Source organism: Arenimonas daejeonensis, from assembly GCF_007993735.1.
Taxonomy (GTDB): domain Bacteria; phylum Pseudomonadota; class Gammaproteobacteria; order Xanthomonadales; family Xanthomonadaceae; genus Arenimonas; species Arenimonas daejeonensis.
Window position 1 is genome coordinate 2,287,291 of record NZ_CP042453.1, and the last position, 22,501, is coordinate 2,309,791.

Genomic DNA, 22,501 nt, shown 5'->3' on the forward strand with positions numbered 1-22,501 from the left:
GGACCCGCCAGCGTCCCGCCCGCCGGTCCCCCACGCGAGCCCCGAACCCATATGTCCGCTTTCGCTACCGAGCGTGTGCTCAGCGTCCGGCACTGGAACGACGACTACTTCAGTTTCACCACCACCCGCGACGACGGCCTGCGCTTCGAGAACGGCCAGTTCGTCATGATCGGGCTGCCGGTGGATGGCCGGCCGCTGATGCGCGCCTATTCCATCGCCAGCGCCAACTGGGAGGAGGAGCTGGAGTTCTTCAGCATCAAGGTCCAGGACGGCCCGCTTACCTCGCGCCTGCAGCACCTGCAGCCCGGCGACGACCTGCTGGTCAGCCGCAAGCCCACCGGCACCCTGCTGATCAGTGATATTCACCCCGGCCGCAACCTGTACCTGCTGGCTACCGGCACCGGCCTGGCGCCGTTCCTGAGCGTTGTGAAGGACCCGGAAACCTACGACCGTTTCGAGCGCGTGGTCCTGACGCACGGCGTGCGCGGCGTCGGCGACCTCTGCTACCACGACTACATCGTCAACGAACTGCCGCGGCACGAACACCTGGGCGAACAGATCTCGCGGCAGCTGCTCTATTACCCGGCCGTCAGCCGCGAAACCTTCCACCATTCCGGCCGCCTGACCACCCTGATGGACAGCGGGCGGATGATGGCCGACCTGGGACTGGAGGCGCTGGACCCGGCCCGGGACCGCGCCATGATCTGCGGCAGCCCGCAGATGCTGGCCGATTTCCGCGCCATCCTCGATGCCCGCGGCTTCAGCGCCGCGCCGCGCATCGGCACGCCGGGCGAATACGTATTCGAGCGCGCCTTCGTCGAGAAATAAGGCCGGGGTTCAGCCCAGGACCTTGGCCAGGTCCTTCTCGATCTTCTCTGGCGTGTCGGTGGGCGCGTAGCGCTTGAGCACCTGCCCGTCCTTGCCGACCAGGAACTTGGTGAAGTTCCACTTGATGCCCTCCAGCCCCAGCAGGCCGGACTTCTCGGACTTCAGCCACTTGTACAGCGGGTGCGCGCCGGCGCCATTGACCTCGATCTTGGAGAACATCGGGAAGCTGACGTCATAGGTCAGTGAGCAGAAGTTCTTGATCTCCTCCTCGTCGCCCGGCTCCTGGTGGCCGAACTGGTCGCAGGGGAAACCCAGCACCACCAGGCCCTGGTCCTGGTACTTGCGCCAGAGCTTCTCCAGGCCGGTGTACTGCGGGGTGAAACCGCACTTGGACGCCGTGTTGACCACCAGCATGGCCTTGCCGCGGTAGCTGTCCAGGGAAATGTCGGTGCCCTCGAGGGTCTTTGCGGAAAAATCGTAGGCGGTGGTCATGGCGGGCTCCGGTCCGGGGTCCAGCCTAGCCTAATCCCTCGTCGCCGGCCCTGGCACACCTGACCCCTGCCTTTCGTCATGCGTGGCCCGGCGACGGCTTGGGGTAGGCTTCGGGGTTTTCCCACGACGCCGCAAGGAAACCCATGAACCGTCGCAAGCTTTCCATCGCCCTCGCCGCCGCGCTCAGCGTGGCCACGCCCGCCCTGGCCCTGGCGGCCGAACCCGCCGCCCAGGCCGAAGCCCCCGTGACCCAGAACCCTTCTTCACTGCGAGCACCCTGCCCTACCAGGCCCCGCGTTTCGACCTGATCAAGGACGAGCATTACGCGCCGGCGCTGAACAAGGGCATGGAAGACCAGCGCGCCGAGATCGACGCCATCGCCAACCAGGACGAGGCCGCGACCTTCGAAAACACCATCGTCGCGCTCGAGAAGACCGGCGCCCTGCTCAACCGTGCCGGTGCGGTGTTCGGCAACCTGGCCGGTGCCCACACCAACCCGACCATCCAGAAAGTGCAGGCCGAGATGGCGCCGAAGTTCGCGGCGCACCAGGACGCGATCCTGCTCGACGGCAAGCTCTTCGCCCGCATCAAGACCCTGTACGACGGCCGCGACAAGCTGGGCCTGGACGCCGAAAGCCTGCGCCTGCTCGAGCGTTACCACACCGACTTCGTGCGCGCCGGCGCCAACCTGTCGGATGCCGACAAGGAAACGCTGAAGGCGATGAACGCCGAACTGGCCACCCTGGCCACCACCTTCAGCCAGAACGTGCTCAAGGAAGTGAACGCCTCGGGCGTGCTGGTGGATGACGTCAAGCGCCTGGACGGCCTGTCGGCCGACGCCATCACCGCCGCCGCCGAAGCCGCCAAGGCCGCCGGCAAGGAAGGCCAGTACCTGATCGCCCTGATGAACACCAGCGGCCAGCCACCGCTGGCCTCGCTCACCGATCGCGAGCTGCGCAAGCAGATCATGGCGGCGTCGCTGACCCGCGGCAGCCGCGGCGGCGAATTCGACAATCGCGCGATCGTCGCCCGGGTGGCGAAACTGCGCGCCGAGCGCGCCGCACTGCTGGGTTACGCCAACCACGCCACCTACATCCTCGAGGACGAAACCGCCGGCACCGTCGGCGCCGTCAACAAGCTGATGGGTGACATGGCCCCGGCCGCGGTCGCCAATGCCCGCAAGGAAGCGGCCGACATGCAGGCGATCATCGACGCCGAGGGCGGCAAGTTCCAGCTCGAGGCCGCCGACTGGGCCTTCTACGCCGAGAAGGTGCGCCAGCAGAAGTACGACTTCGACGAGTCGCAGCTGCGGCCCTACTTCGAGATCGACAACGTGCTGGAGAAGGGCGTGTTTTACGCCGCCAACCAGCTCTACGGCCTGAGCTTCAAGGAGCGCAAGGACATCCCGGTCTACCACCCCGACGTGCGCGTCTGGGAAGTATTCGAAGCCGACGGCAAGCCGCTGGGCCTGTTCTACGGCGACTTCTACGCCCGCTCCAGCAAGCGCGGCGGCGCCTGGATGAATGCCTACGTGCCGCAGAACGGCATCACCGGCACCCAGCCGGTGGTCGCCAACCACCAGAACATCCCGAAGCCGGCCGCCGGCCAGCCGACCCTGATGACCTTCGACGAGGTCACCACGATGTTCCACGAGTTCGGCCACGCCCTGCACGGCCTGTTCTCGAACGTGAAGTACCCGCAGTTCGCCGGCACCTCGGTGCCGCGCGACTTCGTCGAGTACCCGTCGCAGGTGAACGAGATGTGGGCCACCTGGCCCTCGATCCTGGCCAACTACGCCAAGCACTACCAGACCGGCGAGCCGATCCCGCAGGCGCTGCTGGACAAGGTGGTCGCGACCGAGCAGTTCGGCCAGGGCCACGCCACCACCGAATACCTGGCGGCGGCGATGCTGGACCAGAAGTGGCACCAGCTCAGCGCCAACGAAGTGCCGTCCGACACGCTGGCCTTCGAGGCCGAGGCGCTCAAGGCCGTGGGCCTGGACTACGCACCGGTGCCGCCGCGTTATCGCAGCACCTACTTCTCGCACATCATGGGCGGCTACTCGGCGGGCTACTACGCCTACCTGTGGTCCGAGGTGCTGGACGCGGAGTCGGTGGAGTGGTTCAAGGAAAACGGCGGCCTCAAGCGCGAGAACGGCGACCATTTCCGCAGGACCCTGCTCTCGCGCGGTGGCAGCGTCGATGCCATGCAGCTGTTCCGCGACTTCCGCGGCCGCGACCCGCAGGTGGGTCCACTGCTCAAGCGCCGCGGCCTGGAGGCGCCGGCCACCACCGCCTCGAACGACTGAGGCACCGGCAGAAGACAGAACCGCCCGGCCATGCCGGGCGGTTTTTTCATGGTCCAGGTTCCCGTCAGATGCCGACGATCACCTGTTCGCCGCTGCGACCCAGTGTGGTGGGCATGAAGTCTTCCAGAGCGACGATGCGGTTCTCGACGTCGGAGCTGCCCACGGCTGCGCGGACAACCTGCAGCGCCAGCTGACGTTCGTGGTCGTTGAAGACACGGCCGGCGATCATGGTCACGCCGTGCTTCACTTCAACGCGCAGGGCGAAGTCCTGGAGTCGCACGTCGCCCGCCAGCACCGTGGCGACACGGCGGGCCAGATCGGCATCTGCCGCCATACGGGCCGTATCAGGCCTGCCGACGATGTTGATGGTCAGCGTCGTTCCGGCCGCCTGGGCGACCGGGACCAGCAGGAACATGACCAGCAGGACTTTCGCGAAGTAGCGGAGCATGTCCGTACCCTCTGCATCCGGTCCTCGGGGGTGAGGACCACGCCGCAAGCGGGGGCGCCGCGCCATGCGGTGGGTGACCGCATGGGGGCTTAGATACGGAGCAACGGAGAGATGATGTGTGCGCGGCCGCACGCTATGTGCGAACGCATCACCAATTCGCGATGCGCTGCACAATATACGGTGTGTTTTGGCACGGCGGCGTGTGTATTCCGTGACCCAGGGCGCACTGGCCCGACTGCCTAAACAGTCACAGAATCAAGGCATTGCGTGTTGTACATCACATGCATTGCGCGGGGATTTCCCGCGCAATGCATGGTTTTTACGATTCAGGCGACCGACCGCTGGCAGGCGCGCAGTTCCTTGTTCAGGACTTCGGCCTTGCTGACGTACTGCTTGGCCAGCACCCGCACCACGAAGCTGTGCTCGCGGTCCAGCACGACCTTCTGGAAGGTCACCTGCAGCTGGCCCTCGACCTCGGCCATGCGGCTGTAGCGTTCGGCGGCGGCGTCGGGCCACTGCTTGCGCAGGCCGGCGTAGGCCTTGCTGAGTTCGCCCAGGCTGCTTTCGGCCTTCTTGGCGGGCTTCTTCTTGCCGGCGACGGGCTTGACCTCGCCGGACAGCTCGGCCGCCAACTCCGACTTGGCCTTGGCCAGGCGGCTGAACAGCGTGCTGAGCTTCTTGTCCTTCACCTTCTGCGCCGCTTCTTCGTAGAACGCGATCCCGTCCTCGCTGATCTCGATCAGGTCGGAAATGCTGTTCGTGGTGTCGGTCATGCGGCGCTCCTTGGCGTGAGGGGAATGACAGCGTGATCGTCCCGCAACCCAAGCCAGGCGGCGGTGGGCCCCGGAACCCGGGGCGAGGCAATCACGAAGGAAAGCGGGCGGTAGGGCCCCCGAGGGGGCGTTTACTGCCCGTGCAGGATACGTTCCACGGCGTAAAAATTCGGTTATCCGGGCTGATGGCCCGGATTAAAACAATCAATTAAAACCTATATCGCTACATTTAAGCGAAGTTAGGCGATTTTCAACGAGAATACGTCCAGGATTGCATGCGGCCATCCCGGTAAGGCATGACCCCGTGAAACGGTCGCGGGTCGCCATCGAAGACCAGAGGCAGGAAATGCCGGTCGCCTTCCCACAACGGCAACTGGTCCAGACGGTCGATATCCACCCACTCCAGGTCGCCCTCCTCGTTGGCGGCGGGCGGCTGGCCGCTGTAGCGGTCGATCACGAACAGGAAACCCAGCCAGTCCTCGCCGTGCTTGCCGAAACCCGGCCAGCTGATGGTGCCGCGCAGTTGCAGTGACTCGCAGACCAGGCCGGACTCTTCGCGGATTTCCCGGCGCATGCCGCTCAACACGTCCTCATCGGCTTCAAGCTTTCCGCCCAGGCCGTTGTACTTGCCCAGGTGCTGGTCGCCGGGGCGGGCATTGCGGTGGACCATCAGGCAGCGGCGACCATCGGGCGAAAGCACGTAACCGAGGGTGGCCAGGATCGGGGTGTAGGGCATCTGCTTCTCAGTAGGCGGCGCCGTCGCGGCCGGCGGCCTTGGCGCGGTAAAGGGCGGCATCGGCGGCGGCGATCCAGGCGGCGGTATCGGCCATCTCGTTGCGCGCCAGGGCGTAGCCGATGCTGATGGTGTAGGCGACTTCCGTGTCCGGGTCTTCCGCCCGGCGGCGGAAATGCTGCAGCAGGCGCCGTGCGGCCTGGGCCGCGCCTTCGGGACCGGTGTCGGGCAGGACCACGGCGAACTCGTCACCCCCATAACGACCAGCCGTGTCCACTTCACGCAGGCAGCGGCGCAGTTCCTGCGCGAAGCCTTTCAGCACTTCGTCGCCGACCAGATGCCCGTGCTGGTCGTTGATCGGCTTGAAGTGGTCGATGTCGATCATCATCAGCGCAGCGGGGCGGCCACTGCGGCGGTGCCGGCGAAGCTCCTGGCCGGCAGTCTGTTCCCAGTGCAGCCGGTTGGGCAGGCCGGTGAGGCCATCGATGCGGGTGAAGGCCTGCAGGTGCCGATTCTGCCGCACCACCTGCTGGCCCAGGCGCCAGGTCAGCAGGCTCAGGGCCAGCGGATAGGACACCAGGAACGGAATGGAGGCCAGCACGTTCCAGGTCGTCACTTCCGGGCGCAGCGGGAAACCGAGCAGGCTCCAGGTGAGCGCGAAGGCGACCACCATGCCGATCCAGGACCGGAACAGCAGTCGCCAGCCGCCGGCTGCGACCTTGTCGATGCTCAGCATGGTCAGCAGCAGCACCGAGGTCAGCAGGTTGAGCTGCATCACCGCGATCCAGGCGCCGCCGCAGGCGGAGTCGATCATCAGGTTGCGGCATTCCGCGCCCGCCGGGTCCAGGCTGTTGCGCGCGAGCTGGTACGCCAGGTGTGGCCACAACAGGGCATTTCCGGCCAGCAGCAGCCACACCACGCCATGCGGGTCCAAGGGCGCCAGGGCGCTCGCGACGCAGACACCGCCCAATCCCAGCCCCAGTACGCGCATCGGATAGATGCGGCGGGCGAAACGCAGTCCTTCCTCGCGATCCCTCTGCTGGTCTTCGGTCATGGCCCCGCCGCGGCGCTGTCATTCGGCATGGCCGCAGGATCAGGCCCAGCGCGCGCCGCTGCAAGTCCACGTCATGCCGCCGCCGCACCGGACTCGGCCACGGCCCGGACGATAGAATCCGCGCATGCAAACCATTCCCCTGCCCGGCCTGGCCATCATCGGCGGCGGCCCCGCCGGCCTGATGGCCGCCGAGGTTGCGCGTGCGGCCGGCCTTGCCGTGGACCTGTTCGAAGCCAAGGGTTCGGTCGGTCGCAAGTTCCTGATCGCGGGCAAGGGGGCCTTAACCTCACCCACAGCGACCCGTTCCCGACTTTTGTCTCCCGGTATGGAGAGCGCCGCGACGCCGTGGCCGACTGGCTGCGCGACTTCGATGCCGAAGCCTTGCGCGACTGGGCCCGGGGCCTGGGCGTGGACACCTTCGTCGGCAGTTCCGGCCGCGTGTTCCCGACCGACCTGAAAGCGGCGCCGCTGTTGCGCGGCTGGGTGCGGGGACTGCGCGAACAGGGCGTGCGTTTCCATGTGCTGCACCGCTGGCGCGGCTTCGACGCAACGGGCGCGCTGCGTTTCGACACACCGGAAGGCGAACGCGTCATCCGCGCACACGCCACCGTCCTGGCCATGGGCGGTGGCAGTTGGCCCGAACTGGGTTCGGACGGCGCCTGGGTGGCGCCGCTGGCGGCCGTCGGTGCCGACATCGCGCCGCTGCAACCCGCCAACTGCGGTTTCGACGTCGGCTGGAGCGAACATTTCGCGCAACGTTTCGCCGGCGCGCCGGTGAAACCGGTGCGGCTGGCGATGGCGGGACCGGGCAGCACTCTCAACTGGCGCCAGGGCGAATGCGTGGCGACCGCCACGGGCCTGGAAGGCAGCCTGGTCTACGCCTTGTCGTCCGGGCTGCGCGAACGCATCCGGCGTGACGGTGAAGCCACCCTGCTGATGGACCTTGCGCCCGGCCGCGACGCCGGGCGCCTGCAGCGCGACCTGTCGCGCCCGCGCAACGGCCGCAGCCTGGGCGAACACCTGCGCCGCACCGCCGGCATCGAAGGCGTGAAAGCCGGGCTGCTGCGCGAGGTGCTCGACAAGCCGACGCTGGAAGACCCCGCCCGCCTGGCCGCGGCGATCAAACAGCTGCCGGTGCGGTTGATCCGCCCGCGCCCGATCGCCGAGGCGATCAGCAGCGCCGGTGGCGTGCGGCTGGAGGCGCTCGACGCGCAGTTGATGCTGCGCGAGCGCCCGGGCCTGTTCTGCGCCGGTGAAATGCTGGACTGGGAAGCCCCGACCGGCGGTTATCTCCTGACCGCCTGTTTCGCCAGCGGCCGCCGCGCCGGACTGGGCGCCGTCGAATGGATTGCGCGCAGCCGCTGAGTCAGGGCGTTTCGTTGCTGAAGTCGTGCAAGGTGATGTCGAACACCAGCATGCCCTTGGGCGATTGGCTGCCCGGCTCGCCGTCGTAGGCCAGGTGGCCGGGGATCCAGAAGCGGAAGCTGTCGCCACGCGCCATCAGCGGCAGGCCTTCCTGCCAGCCTGCGATCAGCTGAGGCAGCGGCAGGCTGGCACGCTCGCCGCGTGTGACGGAGCTGTCGAACAGGCGGCCCTGGCCATCCCAGCCGCTGTAGTCGATCACCACGGTGCTGGCCCGCTGCGGGCGGTCGCCGCCCGGACCTTTCTTCAGGATCTTGTAGGCCAGGCCGCTGGACGTGCGCAGCGCATCGGCCGGCGGCGTCAACTGGTCCGGCGTCTGCACGGGGCTCTTTTCACCCAGCACGGTCAGGTCGATCACATGCGGCAGGTTCGGCATGCCTGGATATCCCGGCAACATCCGCTCCGGCTGGATCCACCAGCGGCGGGTCTCGCCCACCGGCGTGGTCAACAGGGCGCGGGCCAGGCCGGGCTGTTCACTGATCAGCCGGCGGACCGTGCCGATCTGCGCGCCGGTTTCCTTCGAGTTGGCACGGGTGACGCCGTCGGCACTCCAGACGTCGGCGCGGTATTCGATGAAGTCGCCACGCGCCATGCGGTTCTGGTCGGGGCCGGCCTTGATCACGAGATAACTCATGCCGCTCGCGGTCTCGGTGGCCTGGGCCGGCGGCGCGTCCAGTGGCTTGGGCGCCGGCAGCGGCGCAACCGCGAGGGCGCTGGCGGACATCAGGACCAGCAGGCCCAGGGGCCAGGCGCGCTTGCTCATGCGGAAACTCCGGAGTAACCCAAATCGGGATGGCGGGATTTTAGCCGATGCCGCCCGGCTCACCACTCGCTGCGCTCCGGCAGCAGGCCACGCAGTTCCTGCTCGGTGAGGTTGCGCCAGCGGCCCGGCTTGAGCTCGGCCAGTTTCACGTTGGCGATGCGGATGCGGCGCAACTGCGTGACGCGATAGCCGAAGGCCGCCGACATCAGGCGGATCTGCCGGTTCAGGCCCTGGGTGAGCACGATCGAAAAACCGAACTTGGCGATGCGGCGGGTGCGGCAGGGCAAGGTCATCTCGCCGTGGATGCGCACGCCCTTGGCCATGCCGCGCAGGAATTCGTCGGTCACCGGCTGGTTCACGCCGACCAGGTATTCCTTTTCCTTGTGGTTTTCGGCGCGAAGGATCTCGTTGACGATGTCGCCGTTGCTGGTCAGCAGGATCAGGCCCTCGGAATCCTTGTCCAGGCGCCCGATCGGGAAGATGCGCTGCTCGTGGCCGACGAAGTCGACGATGTTGCCCTTCACCGCGGTATCGGTGGTGCAGGTGACGCCGACCGGCTTGTTCAGGGCGATGTAGACGTGGCGGCGGGCGCCGGGTTTGGCGGCGCGCACCTTCAGGACCTGGCCGTCGATGCGCACTTCGTCGCCCTCGGCCACCTGGGTGCCGATGCCGGCCGGCAGGCCGTTGACGGTGACCCGGCGTTCGGCCACCAGGCGGTCGGCCTCGCGCCGGGAACAGAAGCCGGTTTCGGCGATGTGCTTGTTCAATCGCATGCGTTATAGCCGGCGGGTGCCGCGGCGCGTCAGAAGTGGCGCGCATGCTGTCATGGCGGGCCGGCCAAGTCATCCGCGGCCGGCGCCGACGCCTTGTGTTCCGGCCGCCGTGCGGGCCGAATATCTGGGGGCCGCCGGGCACCAAGCTGTGACCGGGTTCGCAATCCGGACCCGTTTAATCCAGTCTCGGCCCAGTTCCGGCAGGCTTGGCACGGAACGTGCAACTCAACTCCCTGAGAGCGGCATCCAAGCAACATCACCACGGGAGTTGAACATCATGGGCATCGTCATCCCCTTCCCCACCAAGCAGGTCATGGACGACGAGCTGGCCACCCGGCTCTGGGAACTGGTCATGGCCGGCGAGATCGGCAGCGCGGAATACCGCCGCCTGGACGCCGAGATCAGCCGCCGCCGGTCGCAGTCGGCCCCGCGCCGCGAGCCGGTGCGCGCCGGCAGCCCCTGGCGCTGAAACCATGCATCCGGCCTTCACGGGCTCCCGCTGGAGTCGCGGCCGCTACCTGCCGCGCTCCCGCCGTCAGCCCAGCTTCCGGGTCCGGAAGCTGCGCCCCTTGATCTTCCCGGCCCGGAGCCTGTCCAGGGCCTTGCTGGCCTGGCTGCGTTCGATCGCCACGTAAGTCCGGGTCGCGAACCCGTCGATCTTGCCGATCGCGGTCGCCGGCAGGCCGGCCTCCCCGGTCAGGGCACCCACCACATCCCCGGCCGCAGCTTGTCCTGCCGGCCTGCATCGATCACCAGGGTCACCATCGCCGCCGGCGCCGGCCTGCCCGGCTTGCGCGACAGGTCGATGCGCTCCCAGCGCACCGCCTGGCCCAGCTTCTCCTCGATCCCGACCACCCGCCCACGTTCGGCCGAGGCCACCAGGGCCAGGGCCAGCCCGCTCTCGCCCGCCCGGCCGGTGCGGCCGATGCGGTGGGTATGCGTGTCGGCGTCGCTGGCCAGACCATGGCTGATCACCAGCGGCAGGTCCTTGATGTCCAGACCGCGTGCGGCGACGTCGGTGGCCACCAGCACCGCGCAGCTGCGGTTGGCGAAACACACCAGCACTTCGTCGCGCTCGCGTTGTTCAAGGTCACCGTGCAGGGCCTGCACCGAGAACCCGCGCTGCGCCAGGTCGTCCGCCACCTGGGCGACATCGCGACGGGTGTTGCAGAAGACCAGGGCCGATTCCGGCGCCAGGTCGGCCAGCAGCAGGGCCAGGGCGTCGCTCTTGCGCGGCGTTTCCACTTCATAGAAGCGCTGTTCGATCGTGCCGCCCTCCCCGTCGGCGACCGTGTGCTCCTCCGGGTCGCGCTGGAAGCGGCGGCCCAGGGCGCGGATCTCCTCGGGGAAGGTGGCCGAGAACAGCAGCGTCTGCCGCTGTTTCGGCGCCTGCGACAGGATGCCGGCGATGGCCGCCTCGAAACCCATGTCGAGCATGCGGTCGGCTTCGTCCAGCACCACGGTGCGCAGCGCGTCCAACGGCAGCGCGCCCTCGTCGATCAGTTCCTGGATACGGCCCGGCGTACCGACCACCACGTGCGGCAGGTGCGTCAGTGATGCCAGGTGCGGCCGCAGCGGCACGCCGCCGCAGAACACCGAGACCTTGAGGTTGGGCAGGAAGCGCGCCAGCCGGCGGATTTCCTTGCCGACCTGGTCGGCCAGCTCGCGGGTCGGGCACAGCACCAGCGACTGCACGGCGGTCTGCGCCGGGTCCAGGTTCGACAGCAGGCCCAGTCCGAACGCCGCGGTCTTGCCGCTGCCGGTGCGGGCCTGGGCGATCACGTCGCGGCCGGCCAGGATCGGCGGCAGGCTGGCGGCCTGCACCGGGGTCATGTGGCTGTAGTCGAGCACGCCCAGGGCCTGGTGCAGCTCGGGCAGCAGGGGAAGTTTCGCGAATTCGGTCATGCGGCATTCTCGCATGGCCGGGTCGAGCCCCGGCCTCAGCCGCCGGCGCCGGTCAGCTCGGCGATGAAGTGCCCGATCACCCGCGGCTCCATCAGCACGGTGAAAAGAATGCCGTAGGCGGCCCCGGACAGGTGGGCGTTGTGGTTGATGCGGTCGCCGCCGCGCCGGTTCATGTAGATCGAATAGCCCGTGTACCCCACCGCGAAGAGGATGGCCGGCACCGGCACCACGTACAGGAAGATGGTCTCCCACGGCCGCAGCAGGATGAAGGCGAACAGCACCGCCGACACTGCGCCGGACGCACCCAGCGTGACGTACTTGGGATCATGGCGGTGCTGCAGGTAACTCGGCAGCGCCGAGACCACCAGGGCCGAGACGTAGAACCACACGAACCCCAGGCTGCCCAGGTACTGCGCGTAGAAGCCTTCCATCACCCGGCCGAAGAAGAACAGGGTCACCATGTTCATCAGCAGGTGCATGAAGTCGGCATGCACCAGGCCATAACCGATGAAGCGGTGGTACTCGTGGCCACGGGTGATCGCCGGTGGCCACAGCACCAGGGCCTGCATCAGTTTCCCGTTGTTGAAGGCCAGCCACGACACGACGGCGGTGATCGCGATGATGGCCAGGCTCAGGCTGAATTCCATGGAGTCCTTTCCTCGTGGGCGGGCCTCAGCCCGATTGCATCGGCATGCGCTTGCCGTCCTGGGTCACGATCTCACATTCGCGCGACCAGCCCGGCTGCGAACCGGTTCCGCCGCTCATGCGACCCTCGGCCAGCTCGCGGAACTCGGTGGCCAGCGCCGCCCGGCCCTCGGTGGAGAGCTTGCAGTCCATGGTCATGCTACCGGGCATGGTCTGGGAGTAGGCGCAGAGGCCGTCGGTCTCGCCGGCGATCGTGTGCTCGATGACAAACCCCTTCACGAACGGATGCGGGCCCTGGTGCGTGGCCGGCCGGCAGCCGACCAGGGCTTCGGCGAAGGCGCGGTCGGCGGCGCCGGGCGCTGCGTCCGGCACGGCCGCTTCGGTTGCGGCTGTCGTTTCGACCGGCGGTTCGGACGACACGGCGAACGCACTGGCGGCGACCAGGCACAGGGCGGCAAGGCTGGTGAATGGCTTCATGTGGACTCCTCCGGGGTGTGAAGGACCTAGCGCATCAAGGCGTAGGGCCCGCCCGTACTTAACGCACGCTGGTATGCCGGACGGCCGTGGATGCGTCTGCCAGGAATGCCATCAGGTGCGGACGGCTGGCGTCCAGTCCACCGCGGGCGGCGGCGGCCTCGATCGGAAAACTCATCTGGATGTCGGCGGCACCGAACTGCTCACCCGCGAACCAGGTGGACTTGCCCAGCTCGGATTCCATGAAGTCCAGGTGCAGCCGGATCTGCGGCGACACGAAGTTGCCCATCACCTTTTCGACGATGGCGTGGGCAATGGGCTTGATGAAAAACGGCGCCGGCGCGCTGCGCACGCGCGAGAACACCAGGCTCATCAACAGGGGCGGCATGGCCGAACCTTCGGCGTAATGCATCCAGTAGCGGTGGCGCAGGCGCTCGGGGCTGCCGGCGGGCGGCAGCAGCCGGCCTTCTCCGTATTTCTCCGCCAGGTATTCGATGATCGCGCCGGACTCGGCCAGTACCTGGCCGTCGTCCTCGATGACGGGCGACTTGCCCAGCGGGTGCACGGCACGCAGCGAATCGGGCGCCAGCATCGTCTTCGGGTCACGCTCGTAACGCTTGACCTCGTAGGGCAGCCCCAACTCTTCCAGCAGCCACAGCACCCGCTGCGAGCGCGAGTTGTTGAGGTGGTGAAGCACGATCATGGAAAACTCCCTCCTGGCGACCGGCCCAGCATAACGCGGCCGACACGATCCGATCCCCGGCAACGATTCAGGCGCGCGGTGGCACAGTGGCGCCCATGCGCACCCTGCCCGTCCTGCTCCTGCTCGCGGTGGCCCTGCCGGCTACCGCTTCCGATCTTTCCGGCTGCCTGTCCGGCCTGCGCCCGCAGGCCTTGGCCCAGGGCATCACGGCCACGACCTTCGACAGTCACACCGCCGGCCTCGCCAGCGACCCGACGGTGCTCGAATCGCTCGACTACCAGCCCGAGTTCCGCACACCGATCTGGGATTACCTGGCCGGACTGGTGGACGAGGAACGCGTGGCCGACGGCCGGGCCATGCTGGCCGAACACGCCGCGACCCTGGCGAAGGTCGAACGCGAACATGGCGTGGACGCTGCCACCGTGGTCGCAGTCTGGGGCGTGGAAAGCAACTACGGCCGGACCTTCGGCAAGAAGCCACTGCTGGGTTCGCTGGCGACGCTGTCCCTGCGCCGGCCGGCGGCAGGCTTTCTTCCGCGGTGAATTTTTCGCCACCCTGAAACTGATCCAGTCCGGCGACCTGCAGGCCGAGGGCCTGGTGGGTTCCTGGGCGGGTGCTTTCGGCCATACCCAGTTCATGCCCTCGACCTATGCCCGCATCGCCGTGGATGGTGACGGCGATGGCCGGCGCGACCTGGTCGGCAGCATCCCCGATGCGCTGGCCTCGACCGCGAACTATCTCAAGCGCAGCGGCTGGCGCAGCGGCCAGGCCTGGGGGCATGAAGTCTTGCTGCCGGAAGCATTCGATTCATCGGTGAACGGCCGCCAGGCGCGGCGCCCCCTGTCGCAGTGGCTGGCACGTGGCATCACGCGTGCCGATGGCCAGCCGCTGGGTTCCTCGGACGCACAGGCAGCCCTGCTGTTGCCGGCGGGCAAGGATGGCCCGGCCTTCCTGGTGTTCCGCAACTACGACGCGATCTTTTCCTACAACGCCGCGGAAAGTTACGCGCTGGCGATCTCGCTGCTGTCTGATCGCCTGCGGGGTGGTACCGGCCTCAAGGCGGCATGGCCGACCGACGATCCCGGCCTGTCGCGCGCCCAGCGCCGCGAACTGCAGCAGTTGCTGCTCGATCGCGGCCACGACATCGGCGAAGTCGACGGCATGATCGGCGCGAAGTCGCGCGAAGCCATCGCCACCGAACAGCGGCGCCTGGGCCGGGACCCGGACGGCCGCGCCGGCCGGTCCATCCTCGAAGCGCTGAAATCGGCGGCGGTCGCGGACGACCGCCCCTGAAAACCCGACTCAGTCGACCTTGACGGCCGGCCGGGTCGCGACGCGGTACATCCACCAGCCGACGAGGGCGAGCACGACCAGGCCGCCGATTTCGCCGACGTTGAGACCGGCCGGAAGCGCGATGGCATCCGGCTTGCCCGTCGCCACGATCGGGATCGCGATCAGGATGCCCATCAACGCCTCGCCGGTGATCAGGCCCGCGGCGAACAGCGTGCCCGGGCGATGGATGCGGTCGCGCGCCTCGTCGTCGTTCGGATCGACCTTGTGCCAGCGCTCGACCGCATACGAGATCAGGCCACCGATGAAGATCGGCACCATCAGCTCCAGCGGCAGGTAGATACCGATCGCCGCGGCCAGCACCGGCACGCGGAACCGGGCCTTGCGCGCCTTCAGGATTTCATCCACCAGGATGATCAGCGCACCGATGCCGGCGCCGACCGCGATCGTGCCCCAGGGCAGGTCGCCGCCGAACATGCCGCGTGCCACCGAGGCCATCAGCGTGGCCTGGGGTGCCGCCAGCGAGTTGGGCTTCTCCAGCGTCGGCGCACCGATGCCGTAGGCCTCGGCCAGCAGGTTCAGCACCGGCGCCATGATCAGGGCGCAGGAGAAGGCGCCGATGCCGAGCATCAGCTGCTGCTTCCAGGGCGTGGCGCCGACGATGTAACCGGCCTTGAGGTCCTGCAGGTTGTCGCCGCCGACCGCCGCCGCGCAGCACACCACCGCACCGATCATGATCGCCGCCACCGCGCCGATTTCGGAATCGCCGCCGAGCAGGAACCACAGCACCACCGAGGCGAACAGGATGGTGGCGATGGTGATGCCCGAGACCGGGTTGTTCGACGAACCGACCAGGCCGGCCAGATAACCCGACACCGACACGAACACGAAGCCGGCGACGATCATGATGATGGTCATCGGGATCGACACGCTCCACTGCTGCACCACCGCCTGGTAGAGCATCAGCAGCGGGATCACGAACAGCACCAGCGAGAACAGCATCCACTTCATCGGCAGGTCGCGTTCGGTTTCCTTGACCACGGTGCCCTTGGCCTGGCGCGCGGCGGCGATGCCGCTCTTGATGCCCGACAGCAGCGAGTTGCGCAGCGTGAACAGGGTCCACATGCCGCCGATCAGCATCGCGCCGACACCGGGTAGCGGATCTGGGTCGACCAGATCGCCCAGGCCGCGTCCTCGGCGCCGGCTTCGGCCAGCGACACCGAAAGCACCGGGTCGGTCGCCAGGAAGAAGGCGTGGTAGATCGGGATCGCGATGTGCCAGGAGATGATCGAGCCCGACAGCACCACGATGCCGACGTTCAGGCCGACGATGTAGCCCACGCCCAGCAGCGCCGGCGACAGGTTGGTGCCCATGTAGCCGAGGTACTTGCCGAAGAAGCCGGCGCCGGCCGCGGTGTCCGGGATCAGGCGCAGGCCGCTCTGGGCGCCCAGCTTCACCAGCGCGCCGAGCGAAGCGGCGACACCGAGGATCTTCAGGCCCGGGCCCGGGTTGTCGCCGGCCTTGAGCACTTCGGCCGCGGCCTTGCCTTCCGGGAACGGCAGCGGCTCTTCGACGATCATCGAACGGCGCAGCGGCACCGAGAACAGCACGCCCAGCAGGCCGCCAAGACCCGCGATGGCCAGCACCCAGGAGTATTGGAAGGTCTGCCAGTGGCCGAGGATGATCAGCGCGGGGATCGTGAAGATCACACCCGCCGCGATCGACGAACCGGCCGAGGCGCCGGTCTGCACGATGTTGTTTTCCAGGATCGAACCGCCGCCCAGCAGGCGCAGCACGCCCATCGACACCACCGCGGCGGGAATGGCCGTGGCGATGGTCAGGCCGGCGAACAGGCCCAGATAGGTATTGGCGGCGGCCAGGATCACGGCCAGGATCACGGACAGCACGATGGCGCGGAAGGTCAGCTGCGGCACGGGCGCAGCGGCGGGCGTGGAATTCATTCGGGGCGGGACCGGGGTGGACAGGACGGCCGACTCTACCCGGCCAGGCCCTGCCCCGCCAAACCCCCGGCCGCCATCGAGCCGGACTCCGGACCCGCCAGACCGGCCATCTGCTGCCCGGCCAGGTCGCCTCCAGTGCCGGTTTCGGGCAACAATCGCCCACACCCCGGCATGGAGCATGGCCATGAAGTGGCGCAGTGCACGACGCAGCAGCAACGTGGAAGACCGCCGCGGCATGGGTCCGGGCGGGGGTGGCGGCATGAAACTCGGCCTGGGCGGCATCGCCATCGTAGTGGTGATCGGCCTGCTGCTGGGCAAGAACCCGATGGAGATGCTGGGCCTGCTGGCCGAAGTGCAGCAGCAGGCACCGGCCGGCACCGACCAGCCCGGCGGTGCGACCACGGCGCCCGTGGACGACGAGGCCTCGCAGTTCGTCGCCAGCATCCTCGGCGAGACCGAGGACGTATGGGGCGCGATCTTCCAGGCCAGCGGCGAACAGTACCCGCCGGCGCAGCTGGTGCTCTTCACCGGCAGCGTGAACTCGGCCTGCGGCGGCGCCACGGCCGCGGTCGGCCCGTTCTACTGCCCCGGTGACCGCAAGGTCTACATCGACCTGAGCTTCTTCCAGCAGATGCGCGACCGCCTCGGTGGCGGCGGCGATTTCGCCGAGGCCTATGTGATCGCGCACGAAGTCGGGCACCACATCCAGACGCTCACCGGCGTGTCGGCCAAGGTGAACCAGGTCCGCCAGCGCGGCGGCAACGTCGAAGGCGCGGAAGGCCCTCTGGTGCGCCAGGAACTGCAGGCCGACTGTTACGCCGGCCTCTGGGCCCACCACGCGCAGCAGCGCCATGCCTGGCTGGAGCCCGGCGACCTCGAAGAAGCCCTGAACACCGCGACCGCGATCGGCGACGACACCCTGCAGCGGCAGGGACAGGGCCAGGTGGTGCCGGACTCGTTCACGCATGGCAGTGCGCAGCAGCGCGTGCGCTGGTTCCGCATCGGCTTCGAGAGTGGCGATTACAGGAAGTGCGACACCTTTGCCGCCGTCCAGCTCTGAAGCTTGTCTCCCTCCCCTGCTTGCAGGGGAGGGCTGGGGAGGGGTGAGTCCTTGCTTCGAAGTTCCACCCCCTCCCAACCTCCCCCTGCAAGCAGGGGGAGGGGCTGATCAGGGCTGCCCCGAGTTCCAGTCTTTGAGCAAGGCGTCCTTGTCCAGCCACATCTGGTTGATCCAGGCCTGAAACGCACGCGATAAGCGCGGTCGGATTCGTAGTCGCCGCCGGCGAGACCCTCGGGAATGGCGCGTTCGCGCACGTGCACGCGGACCACGCCGATGCGGTCGGAGAACAGATCGGCCAGGGTTGGCGGGCCGATGTCGTAATGCAGGGTGACGTCGAGCACCGACCCGATCGCCTCGCCCATCGCGCCGACCACGAAGGCCACGCCCCCGGCCTTGGGCTTGAGCAGATGCCGGAACGGCGAGGCCTGCCGGGCATGCTTGGCCGGCGTGAAGCGCGTGCCCTCGACGAAGTTCATCACCGACACCGGGATGTGCCGGAACTTCTCGCAGGCGCGCCGGGTGGCGGCGATATCGCGGCCGGCGAGTTCGGGATGCTTGGCCAGCTCCTGGCGCGAGTAGCGCTTCATGAAGGGAAAATCCAACGCCCACCAGGCCAGCCCCAGGAACGGCACCCAGAACAGCTGGCTCTTCAGGAAAAACCGCAGCAGCGGCACGCGGCGGTTGAGCGCCTTCTGCAGCACCGGGATATCCACCCAGCTCTGGTGGTTGGCCAGCACCAGGTAGTGGCCGCCATAACGCAGGCCGTCCACCCCTTCGATCACGAAGCGCGTGCGGGTGAAGGCATCGATCATGCGGCTGTTGAAGCCGATCCAGTTTTCCGCGATCAGCATCAACCCCGGTCCAGGTACGGACGAAGGGCGGCAAATGGCAGCAAGGCCTTGAGCAGGGCCACGACCAGCAACACCGGCACGTGCAGCACGGTGCTGGTGATCACCAGCACGGCCGCCAATGTGGCGCGCAGGCCACTGGGCAGGCGGAACAGCATGTCAGGGATCGACACCGGGCAGATGGCACAGCCCCGATGCGCACCCGGCAGAGCGGCGCTGCGCCCGCTTGGCGGCGCGGCGCACCATCGCACCGTACAGACGGTTCAGGCGCAGGCGCGACAAGGGCTGCCGGAAACGGGCGACCCACGGATACAGCCGATCCCAGATCGGTCGCAGGCGCGGGTGGCCCCAGACACTCGCGATGCCGTAAAGACCCGCCGCCCGGTAGGCCAGTTCGAATACCTCTACCCCGCGGTACCAGCGCCCCTGCGCATCGCGGGCGTGGATCAGGCGCATCAGCGCTTCAGCGTCGAGCCCCGCCGCCGCGGTGTCCGGGTCCTGGAACCGGGGCGTCGACGCGTCCACCAGGCGCAGCCGCTGCCGATGGTCGTGGCTGGTCAGGGCGTGCATTTCCTCCCGGCACAGCGGGCAGGACGCGTCGTAATAGATCACCAGCGGCCAAGCGGCATTCACTTCCTGTTGTCTCCATCGCGCAGCAGTTTCTGGATTTTACTGCCTAGTTTCATCACCTTCATCAAGGTGGCCGGTTCCAGACGCAGCATTTCCTCGCCCCAGGACGAGAGCGCGGTCGTCAGCGCCAGGGTGTCCTGGATGCGTTGCCGGGCGCCGGCGTCCTCGGCGGCGAAGGCAGGGTCGGCGCGCAGTTCGGCCAGCATCGCCACGGTGGGGTCGAATTCGCGCGCCTTGCGTTCGCGCACGACGGTGCGGAACAGTTCCCAGACATCCTTCGAGGTCTCGAAGTGGTCGCGGCGCTCACCCATCAGGTGCGCCACCCGTACCAGCTTGAGGTTCATCAGCTCGCGCAGGCTGTTGCTGACGTTGGATCGCGCGACCGCCAGGGTGGCGGCGATCTCCTCGGCATCCATCGGCCGGCCCGACAGGAACAGCAGCGCATGCACCTGCGCCACTGTTCGGTTGACGCCCCAGCGCGAGCCCATCTCGCCCCAGTGCAGGACAAAACGACGGCTGAGCGGGCTCAGCGGATCGACGGCATACGGGGATTGCTTCGCTCATCTCGGGGTTCCTGGCCTGTTGTCCGGGCTTGCAAACAGACTAGTTCCGACATACATTTCTGTCAAGACAGAAATTACTGTCAAAATTAGGGGAACAAACATGGATGGAACCCCGCTGCCACGCACGACGGTGCTTGTTCTCGGTGGCGCCGGTTTCATCGGCCGTCACGCCGTGGCCGCGCTGCTGGCCGAAGGCCTGGATGCGCACATCGGCAGCCGCCATCCCGGCCGGATCGACCAGCGGTTGCCCGATCAAGCTCGCGCCTGCCCACGCCACCAGACCCGCTTCGAAGAACTGCTGAGCCCCGAGGCCTGGCTTGCCAGGCTGGAGGGCATTGATGTCGTGATCAATTGCGTCGGCATCCTGCGCCAGCGCGGCCGCGAGACCTATGACCGCGTCCACCACCTCGCGCCCGCCGCACTCGCCGAAGCCTGCCGCCGCAGCGGCCGGCGCCTGGTGCACGTGTCGGCGCTCGGCCTCGAGCGGCCAGCCCGCAGCCGCTTCCTGCGCTCGAAACGCGATGGCGAAGCCGCCCTGCGCGCGAGCGGCGCCGATTGCTGCATCGTCCGCCCCTCGTTGCTGGACGCCGAAAAAGGCGGCTATGGCGCTCTTTGGCTGCGCCGCGTCGCCCGCTGGCCGGTGCACGTGTTGCCAGCCGATGCCACGGGACGCATCGCCGCACTGGATGTGCGCGACCTGGGCGAAGCGCTGGCCAAACTGGCGCTCCGCCCTGCCCTTGCCACCCGGGAGGGGCCCGCCGAGTTCGACCTCGGCGGCAACCACGCCATGCCCCTGTGCGACTATCTCGCGTCGCTACGCCGGATGCATGACCACCGCCCGGCACTGGTGCTTCCTGTTCCCGGCTGGCTGGCCCGCCTGGGCAGCCATGCCTGCGACCTGCTGCATGTCACCCCCTTTTCCTTCGGCCACTGGGAGTTGCTGCGGCGGGACAACTGTCCGCGGCACAATCACCTGCCTGCCCTGTTGGGACGGACACCGCGTCCCGTCGGTGCCAGCCCGCGCCCGTCAGGCGCCTCGCAACCCGCGCCCGCCCGTTGAACCGGATCCCGGCGCTGCCTGCGCCGGACGGTCGGTGCTGGCCAGGGCCTGGTACGGAAAACCCACCAGGCCGGGGTGACGCCGGCGGGCCAGCCCTCGGGCCGACCCGCCGTCCGCGTCACGCCGTGCGGTAGTAGTCCATCACCTTGTAGCGGCGCGCGTAGGCCGCGAAGGCGATCGCCGCCACGAAGGCGAAGCCCGCGAAGAAGAACATCAGGAAGGCGTTCTCCGTCCAGCCCTGGGCAGTGATCCAGGCGATCACGCCCGGGTCGCGCACGGTCGCATTGGTCAGCAGCACCCACAGGCCACCGAAGGTGCTGGTCAGGTACCAGAAGGCCATGATCACGCCCTTCATCGCCATCGGCGCCTGGCTGTAGGCGAACTCCAGCGCGGTCGCGGAAACCAGGACTTCGCCGAAGGTCAGCAGCAGGTAGGGCAGAGTCTGCCAGGCCAGGGACACCTGGGCGCCGTCGTCGAGCCGCAGCTGCAGCATGCCGGCGATCACCCAGGACAGTGCTGCGATCGCGATGCCCCAGCCCATGCGCTTGAGCGCGGTGACCCGGAAGCCCATGCGCGTCAGCATCGGGTAAAGCACGATGTTGTTGAACGGGATCAGCAGCATGACCATCAGCGGGTTCAGCGCCTGCATCTGGGTGGCGTCCTTCACCAGCCAGCTCGGCCACCACCACAGCTCGTGCGGGATCATCATGGCCTTGCCCTGGATCACCCAGGTCGAGGCCTTCTGGTCGAACAGTGACCAGAACGGCGTCACCAGCGCGAACACGATCAGCACGCGCAGCACGGCGCGTACACCATCGATCGCGAGGTCCGGATGTTGGCCGCGCGCCCGCTCCAGCTGCGCCGAGGCGCCGAAGCCGACGCCGGCGATGACCACGCCCAGCGCGAGGCAGGCCGTGATCACGAAGCCCCATGCCTCCGGCCACAGCGCGACGCCGGCGAACTTCAGCGCCCACAGCGCCAGCATGGCCACCGCGATGAATACGCTGCCGCCGGCGATCAGCGTGCCGACGCCGTAGCCGTTGCCCAGCAGCGCGGTGCGCACGACCTTGAGGAAGGAATCAGGATCCGTGCCGTGCGACGGCGGCACGTTGACGTATTTGCGGCGCCCGGCCCAGAAGATGACCGTGGCGATGAACATCAGGATGCCGGGAATGCCGAAGGCCCAGGCCGGACCCCAGCTGCGCAGCACCAGCGGCATCAGCAGCGAGGCGAAGAACGAGCCGAAGTTGATGATCCAGTAGAAGGCGTCGAAGACGATCTTGGCCTTGTGCTTGTTGCTCTGGTCGAACTGGTCGCCGCAGAAGGTGACCACCAACGGCTTGATGCCGCCGGAGCCGAGTGCGATCAGGAACAGGCCGGTGTAGAAGCCGGTGGCGTTTGATTCGAACATCGCCAGGCAGGCATGGCCGGCGCAGTAGATCAGCGAGAACCACAACACCGTGTTGTACTTGCCGAAATACCGGTCCGACAGCCATCCACCGAGCAGCGGGAAGAAGTACACGCCGATCACGAAGCTGTGGAACAGGTCCTTGGCCGCACCCTCGCGCGAAGCCTGGTCCGGCAGATAGGCCAGCAGCATCGAGCTGATCAGGAACGGCACCAGGATGTTGCGCATGCCGTAGAAGCTGAAGCGCTCGCAGGCCTCGTTGCCGATGATGTAGGGGATCTGGCGCGGAAGCGGCGCGTTGGGGTCGGCGGCGGCCGTCTGGGTCGCGGCTGGGGTCATCAGGGGTCCTTCGGGGAAGCG

The 22,501-nt window shown here is 67.8% G+C and carries 18 protein-coding genes and 6 pseudogenes; 7 read left to right on the forward strand and 17 right to left on the reverse strand.

Annotated features, from left to right (window positions below; genetic code table 11):
- Positions 1 to 51 precede the first annotated feature (51 nt).
- Positions 52 to 828, forward strand: a complete 777-nt coding sequence (locus tag FRZ33_RS11120) for a ferredoxin--NADP reductase (RefSeq protein ID WP_146909667.1) — start codon at positions 52 to 54, stop codon at positions 826 to 828.
- A gap of 9 nt (positions 829 to 837) precedes the next feature.
- On the opposite strand, the gene FRZ33_RS11125 is transcribed toward FRZ33_RS11120, so the two are convergent.
- Complete coding sequence (locus tag FRZ33_RS11125; protein WP_146909669.1) at positions 838 to 1,320, reverse strand: glutathione peroxidase; 483 nt, start codon at positions 1,318 to 1,320, stop codon at positions 838 to 840.
- Between the two features lie 143 nt (positions 1,321 to 1,463).
- On the opposite strand from FRZ33_RS11125, the pseudogene FRZ33_RS11130 reads away from it, so the two are divergent.
- Positions 1,464 to 3,628 (forward strand): annotated as a pseudogene (locus FRZ33_RS11130) (M3 family metallopeptidase).
- 64 nt (positions 3,629 to 3,692) lie between these two features.
- Here the strand turns inward: FRZ33_RS11130 and FRZ33_RS11135 are convergent.
- The 4 genes from FRZ33_RS11135 to FRZ33_RS11150 all read right to left on the reverse strand — a co-directional run bounded on the left by FRZ33_RS11135 (position 3,693) and on the right by FRZ33_RS11150 (position 6,636).
- Entirely contained in the window at positions 3,693 to 4,076 is a 384-nt protein-coding gene (locus tag FRZ33_RS11135; RefSeq protein WP_158637201.1) for a BON domain-containing protein, read from the reverse strand.
- A 326-nt stretch (positions 4,077 to 4,402) separates the two neighbouring features.
- The gene (locus tag FRZ33_RS11140; protein WP_146909675.1) at positions 4,403 to 4,849 is read right to left on the reverse strand and encodes a PA2169 family four-helix-bundle protein; all 447 of its coding nucleotides are present in this window, start codon (positions 4,847 to 4,849) and stop codon (positions 4,403 to 4,405) included.
- Positions 4,850 to 5,099: 250 nt separating this feature from the next.
- On the reverse strand, positions 5,100 to 5,585 hold the full coding sequence (locus FRZ33_RS11145) for an NUDIX hydrolase (RefSeq protein WP_146909677.1): 486 nt from the start codon (positions 5,583 to 5,585) through the stop codon (positions 5,100 to 5,102).
- A 7-nt stretch (positions 5,586 to 5,592) separates the two neighbouring features.
- The gene (locus FRZ33_RS11150) at positions 5,593 to 6,636 is read right to left on the reverse strand and encodes a diguanylate cyclase domain-containing protein (RefSeq protein ID WP_146909679.1); all 1,044 of its coding nucleotides are present in this window, start codon (positions 6,634 to 6,636) and stop codon (positions 5,593 to 5,595) included.
- A gap of 124 nt (positions 6,637 to 6,760) precedes the next feature.
- On the opposite strand from FRZ33_RS11150, the pseudogene FRZ33_RS11155 reads away from it, so the two are divergent.
- Positions 6,761 to 8,001 (forward strand): annotated as a pseudogene (locus FRZ33_RS11155) (TIGR03862 family flavoprotein).
- Position 8,002: 1 nt separating this feature from the next.
- On the opposite strand, the gene FRZ33_RS11160 reads toward FRZ33_RS11155, so the two are convergent.
- Both FRZ33_RS11160 and FRZ33_RS11165 read right to left on the reverse strand, forming a co-directional pair.
- A complete protein-coding gene (locus tag FRZ33_RS11160) occupies positions 8,003 to 8,821 on the reverse strand; it encodes an FKBP-type peptidyl-prolyl cis-trans isomerase (protein ID WP_146909681.1) in 819 nt (272 codons plus the stop codon).
- A gap of 59 nt (positions 8,822 to 8,880) precedes the next feature.
- Entirely contained in the window at positions 8,881 to 9,594 is a 714-nt protein-coding gene (locus FRZ33_RS11165; RefSeq protein ID WP_146909683.1) for a pseudouridine synthase, read from the reverse strand.
- 277 nt (positions 9,595 to 9,871) lie between these two features.
- Between FRZ33_RS11165 and FRZ33_RS11170 the strand changes: the two genes are divergently transcribed.
- Positions 9,872 to 10,063: a hypothetical protein gene (locus FRZ33_RS11170; RefSeq protein ID WP_146909685.1), complete on the forward strand. Its 192-nt coding sequence runs from the start codon at positions 9,872 to 9,874 to the stop codon at positions 10,061 to 10,063.
- A 66-nt stretch (positions 10,064 to 10,129) separates the two neighbouring features.
- Here FRZ33_RS11170 and dbpA read toward each other — a convergent pair.
- The 4 genes and pseudogenes from dbpA to FRZ33_RS11190 all read right to left on the reverse strand — a co-directional run bounded on the left by dbpA (position 10,130) and on the right by FRZ33_RS11190 (position 13,321).
- Positions 10,130 to 11,499, reverse strand: a pseudogene (dbpA, locus tag FRZ33_RS11175) (ATP-dependent RNA helicase DbpA).
- Between the two features lie 35 nt (positions 11,500 to 11,534).
- Positions 11,535 to 12,146: a rhomboid family intramembrane serine protease gene (locus tag FRZ33_RS11180; protein ID WP_146909687.1), complete on the reverse strand. Its 612-nt coding sequence runs from the start codon at positions 12,144 to 12,146 to the stop codon at positions 11,535 to 11,537.
- Between the two features lie 25 nt (positions 12,147 to 12,171).
- Positions 12,172 to 12,621: a hypothetical protein gene (locus FRZ33_RS11185; RefSeq protein ID WP_146909689.1), complete on the reverse strand. Its 450-nt coding sequence runs from the start codon at positions 12,619 to 12,621 to the stop codon at positions 12,172 to 12,174.
- A gap of 26 nt (positions 12,622 to 12,647) precedes the next feature.
- Positions 12,648 to 13,321, reverse strand: a pseudogene (locus FRZ33_RS11190) (glutathione S-transferase family protein).
- Positions 13,322 to 13,416: 95 nt separating this feature from the next.
- Here FRZ33_RS11190 and FRZ33_RS11195 point away from each other — a divergent pair.
- A pseudogene (locus FRZ33_RS11195) lies at positions 13,417 to 14,590 on the forward strand (lytic murein transglycosylase); the annotation flags it as partial.
- A 33-nt stretch (positions 14,591 to 14,623) separates the two neighbouring features.
- On the opposite strand, the pseudogene FRZ33_RS11200 reads toward FRZ33_RS11195, so the two are convergent.
- Positions 14,624 to 16,572 (reverse strand): annotated as a pseudogene (locus tag FRZ33_RS11200) (OPT family oligopeptide transporter).
- 184 nt (positions 16,573 to 16,756) lie between these two features.
- Here FRZ33_RS11200 and ypfJ point away from each other — a divergent pair.
- Positions 16,757 to 17,632, forward strand: coding sequence for a KPN_02809 family neutral zinc metallopeptidase (gene ypfJ / locus FRZ33_RS11205; protein ID WP_146909691.1), 876 nt, complete (start codon positions 16,757 to 16,759; stop codon positions 17,630 to 17,632).
- Here the strand turns inward: ypfJ and FRZ33_RS11210 are convergent.
- From FRZ33_RS11210 to FRZ33_RS11220, 4 genes are read right to left on the reverse strand one after another with little or no spacing between them, the layout of a single operon-like run.
- Positions 17,593 to 18,483: an acyltransferase gene (locus FRZ33_RS11210; protein WP_322618989.1), complete on the reverse strand. Its 891-nt coding sequence runs from the start codon at positions 18,481 to 18,483 to the stop codon at positions 17,593 to 17,595. The genes ypfJ and FRZ33_RS11210 overlap by 40 nt on opposite strands.
- Positions 18,483 to 18,638 carry a hypothetical protein gene (locus FRZ33_RS17320; RefSeq protein WP_322618990.1) on the reverse strand — a complete coding sequence of 52 codons (156 nt, stop codon included), beginning with the start codon at positions 18,636 to 18,638 and terminating at the stop codon, positions 18,483 to 18,485. The genes FRZ33_RS11210 and FRZ33_RS17320 overlap by 1 nt, the downstream gene beginning before the upstream one ends.
- Position 18,639: 1 nt before the next feature.
- Entirely contained in the window at positions 18,640 to 19,092 is a 453-nt protein-coding gene (locus FRZ33_RS11215) for a thiol-disulfide oxidoreductase DCC family protein (protein ID WP_146909693.1), read from the reverse strand.
- 17 nt (positions 19,093 to 19,109) lie between these two features.
- On the reverse strand, positions 19,110 to 19,598 hold the full coding sequence (locus FRZ33_RS11220; protein ID WP_146909695.1) for a GbsR/MarR family transcriptional regulator: 489 nt from the start codon (positions 19,596 to 19,598) through the stop codon (positions 19,110 to 19,112).
- A 175-nt stretch (positions 19,599 to 19,773) separates the two neighbouring features.
- Between FRZ33_RS11220 and FRZ33_RS11225 the strand changes: the two genes are divergently transcribed.
- Positions 19,774 to 20,733: an NAD(P)H-binding protein gene (locus tag FRZ33_RS11225; RefSeq protein ID WP_227978336.1), complete on the forward strand. Its 960-nt coding sequence runs from the start codon at positions 19,774 to 19,776 to the stop codon at positions 20,731 to 20,733.
- 118 nt (positions 20,734 to 20,851) lie between these two features.
- Here FRZ33_RS11225 and FRZ33_RS11230 read toward each other — a convergent pair whose 3' ends face one another.
- Entirely contained in the window at positions 20,852 to 22,480 is a 1,629-nt protein-coding gene (locus tag FRZ33_RS11230; RefSeq protein WP_146909699.1) for a POT-type proton-dependent oligopeptide transporter, read from the reverse strand.
- Positions 22,481 to 22,501: the final 21 nt, after the last annotated feature.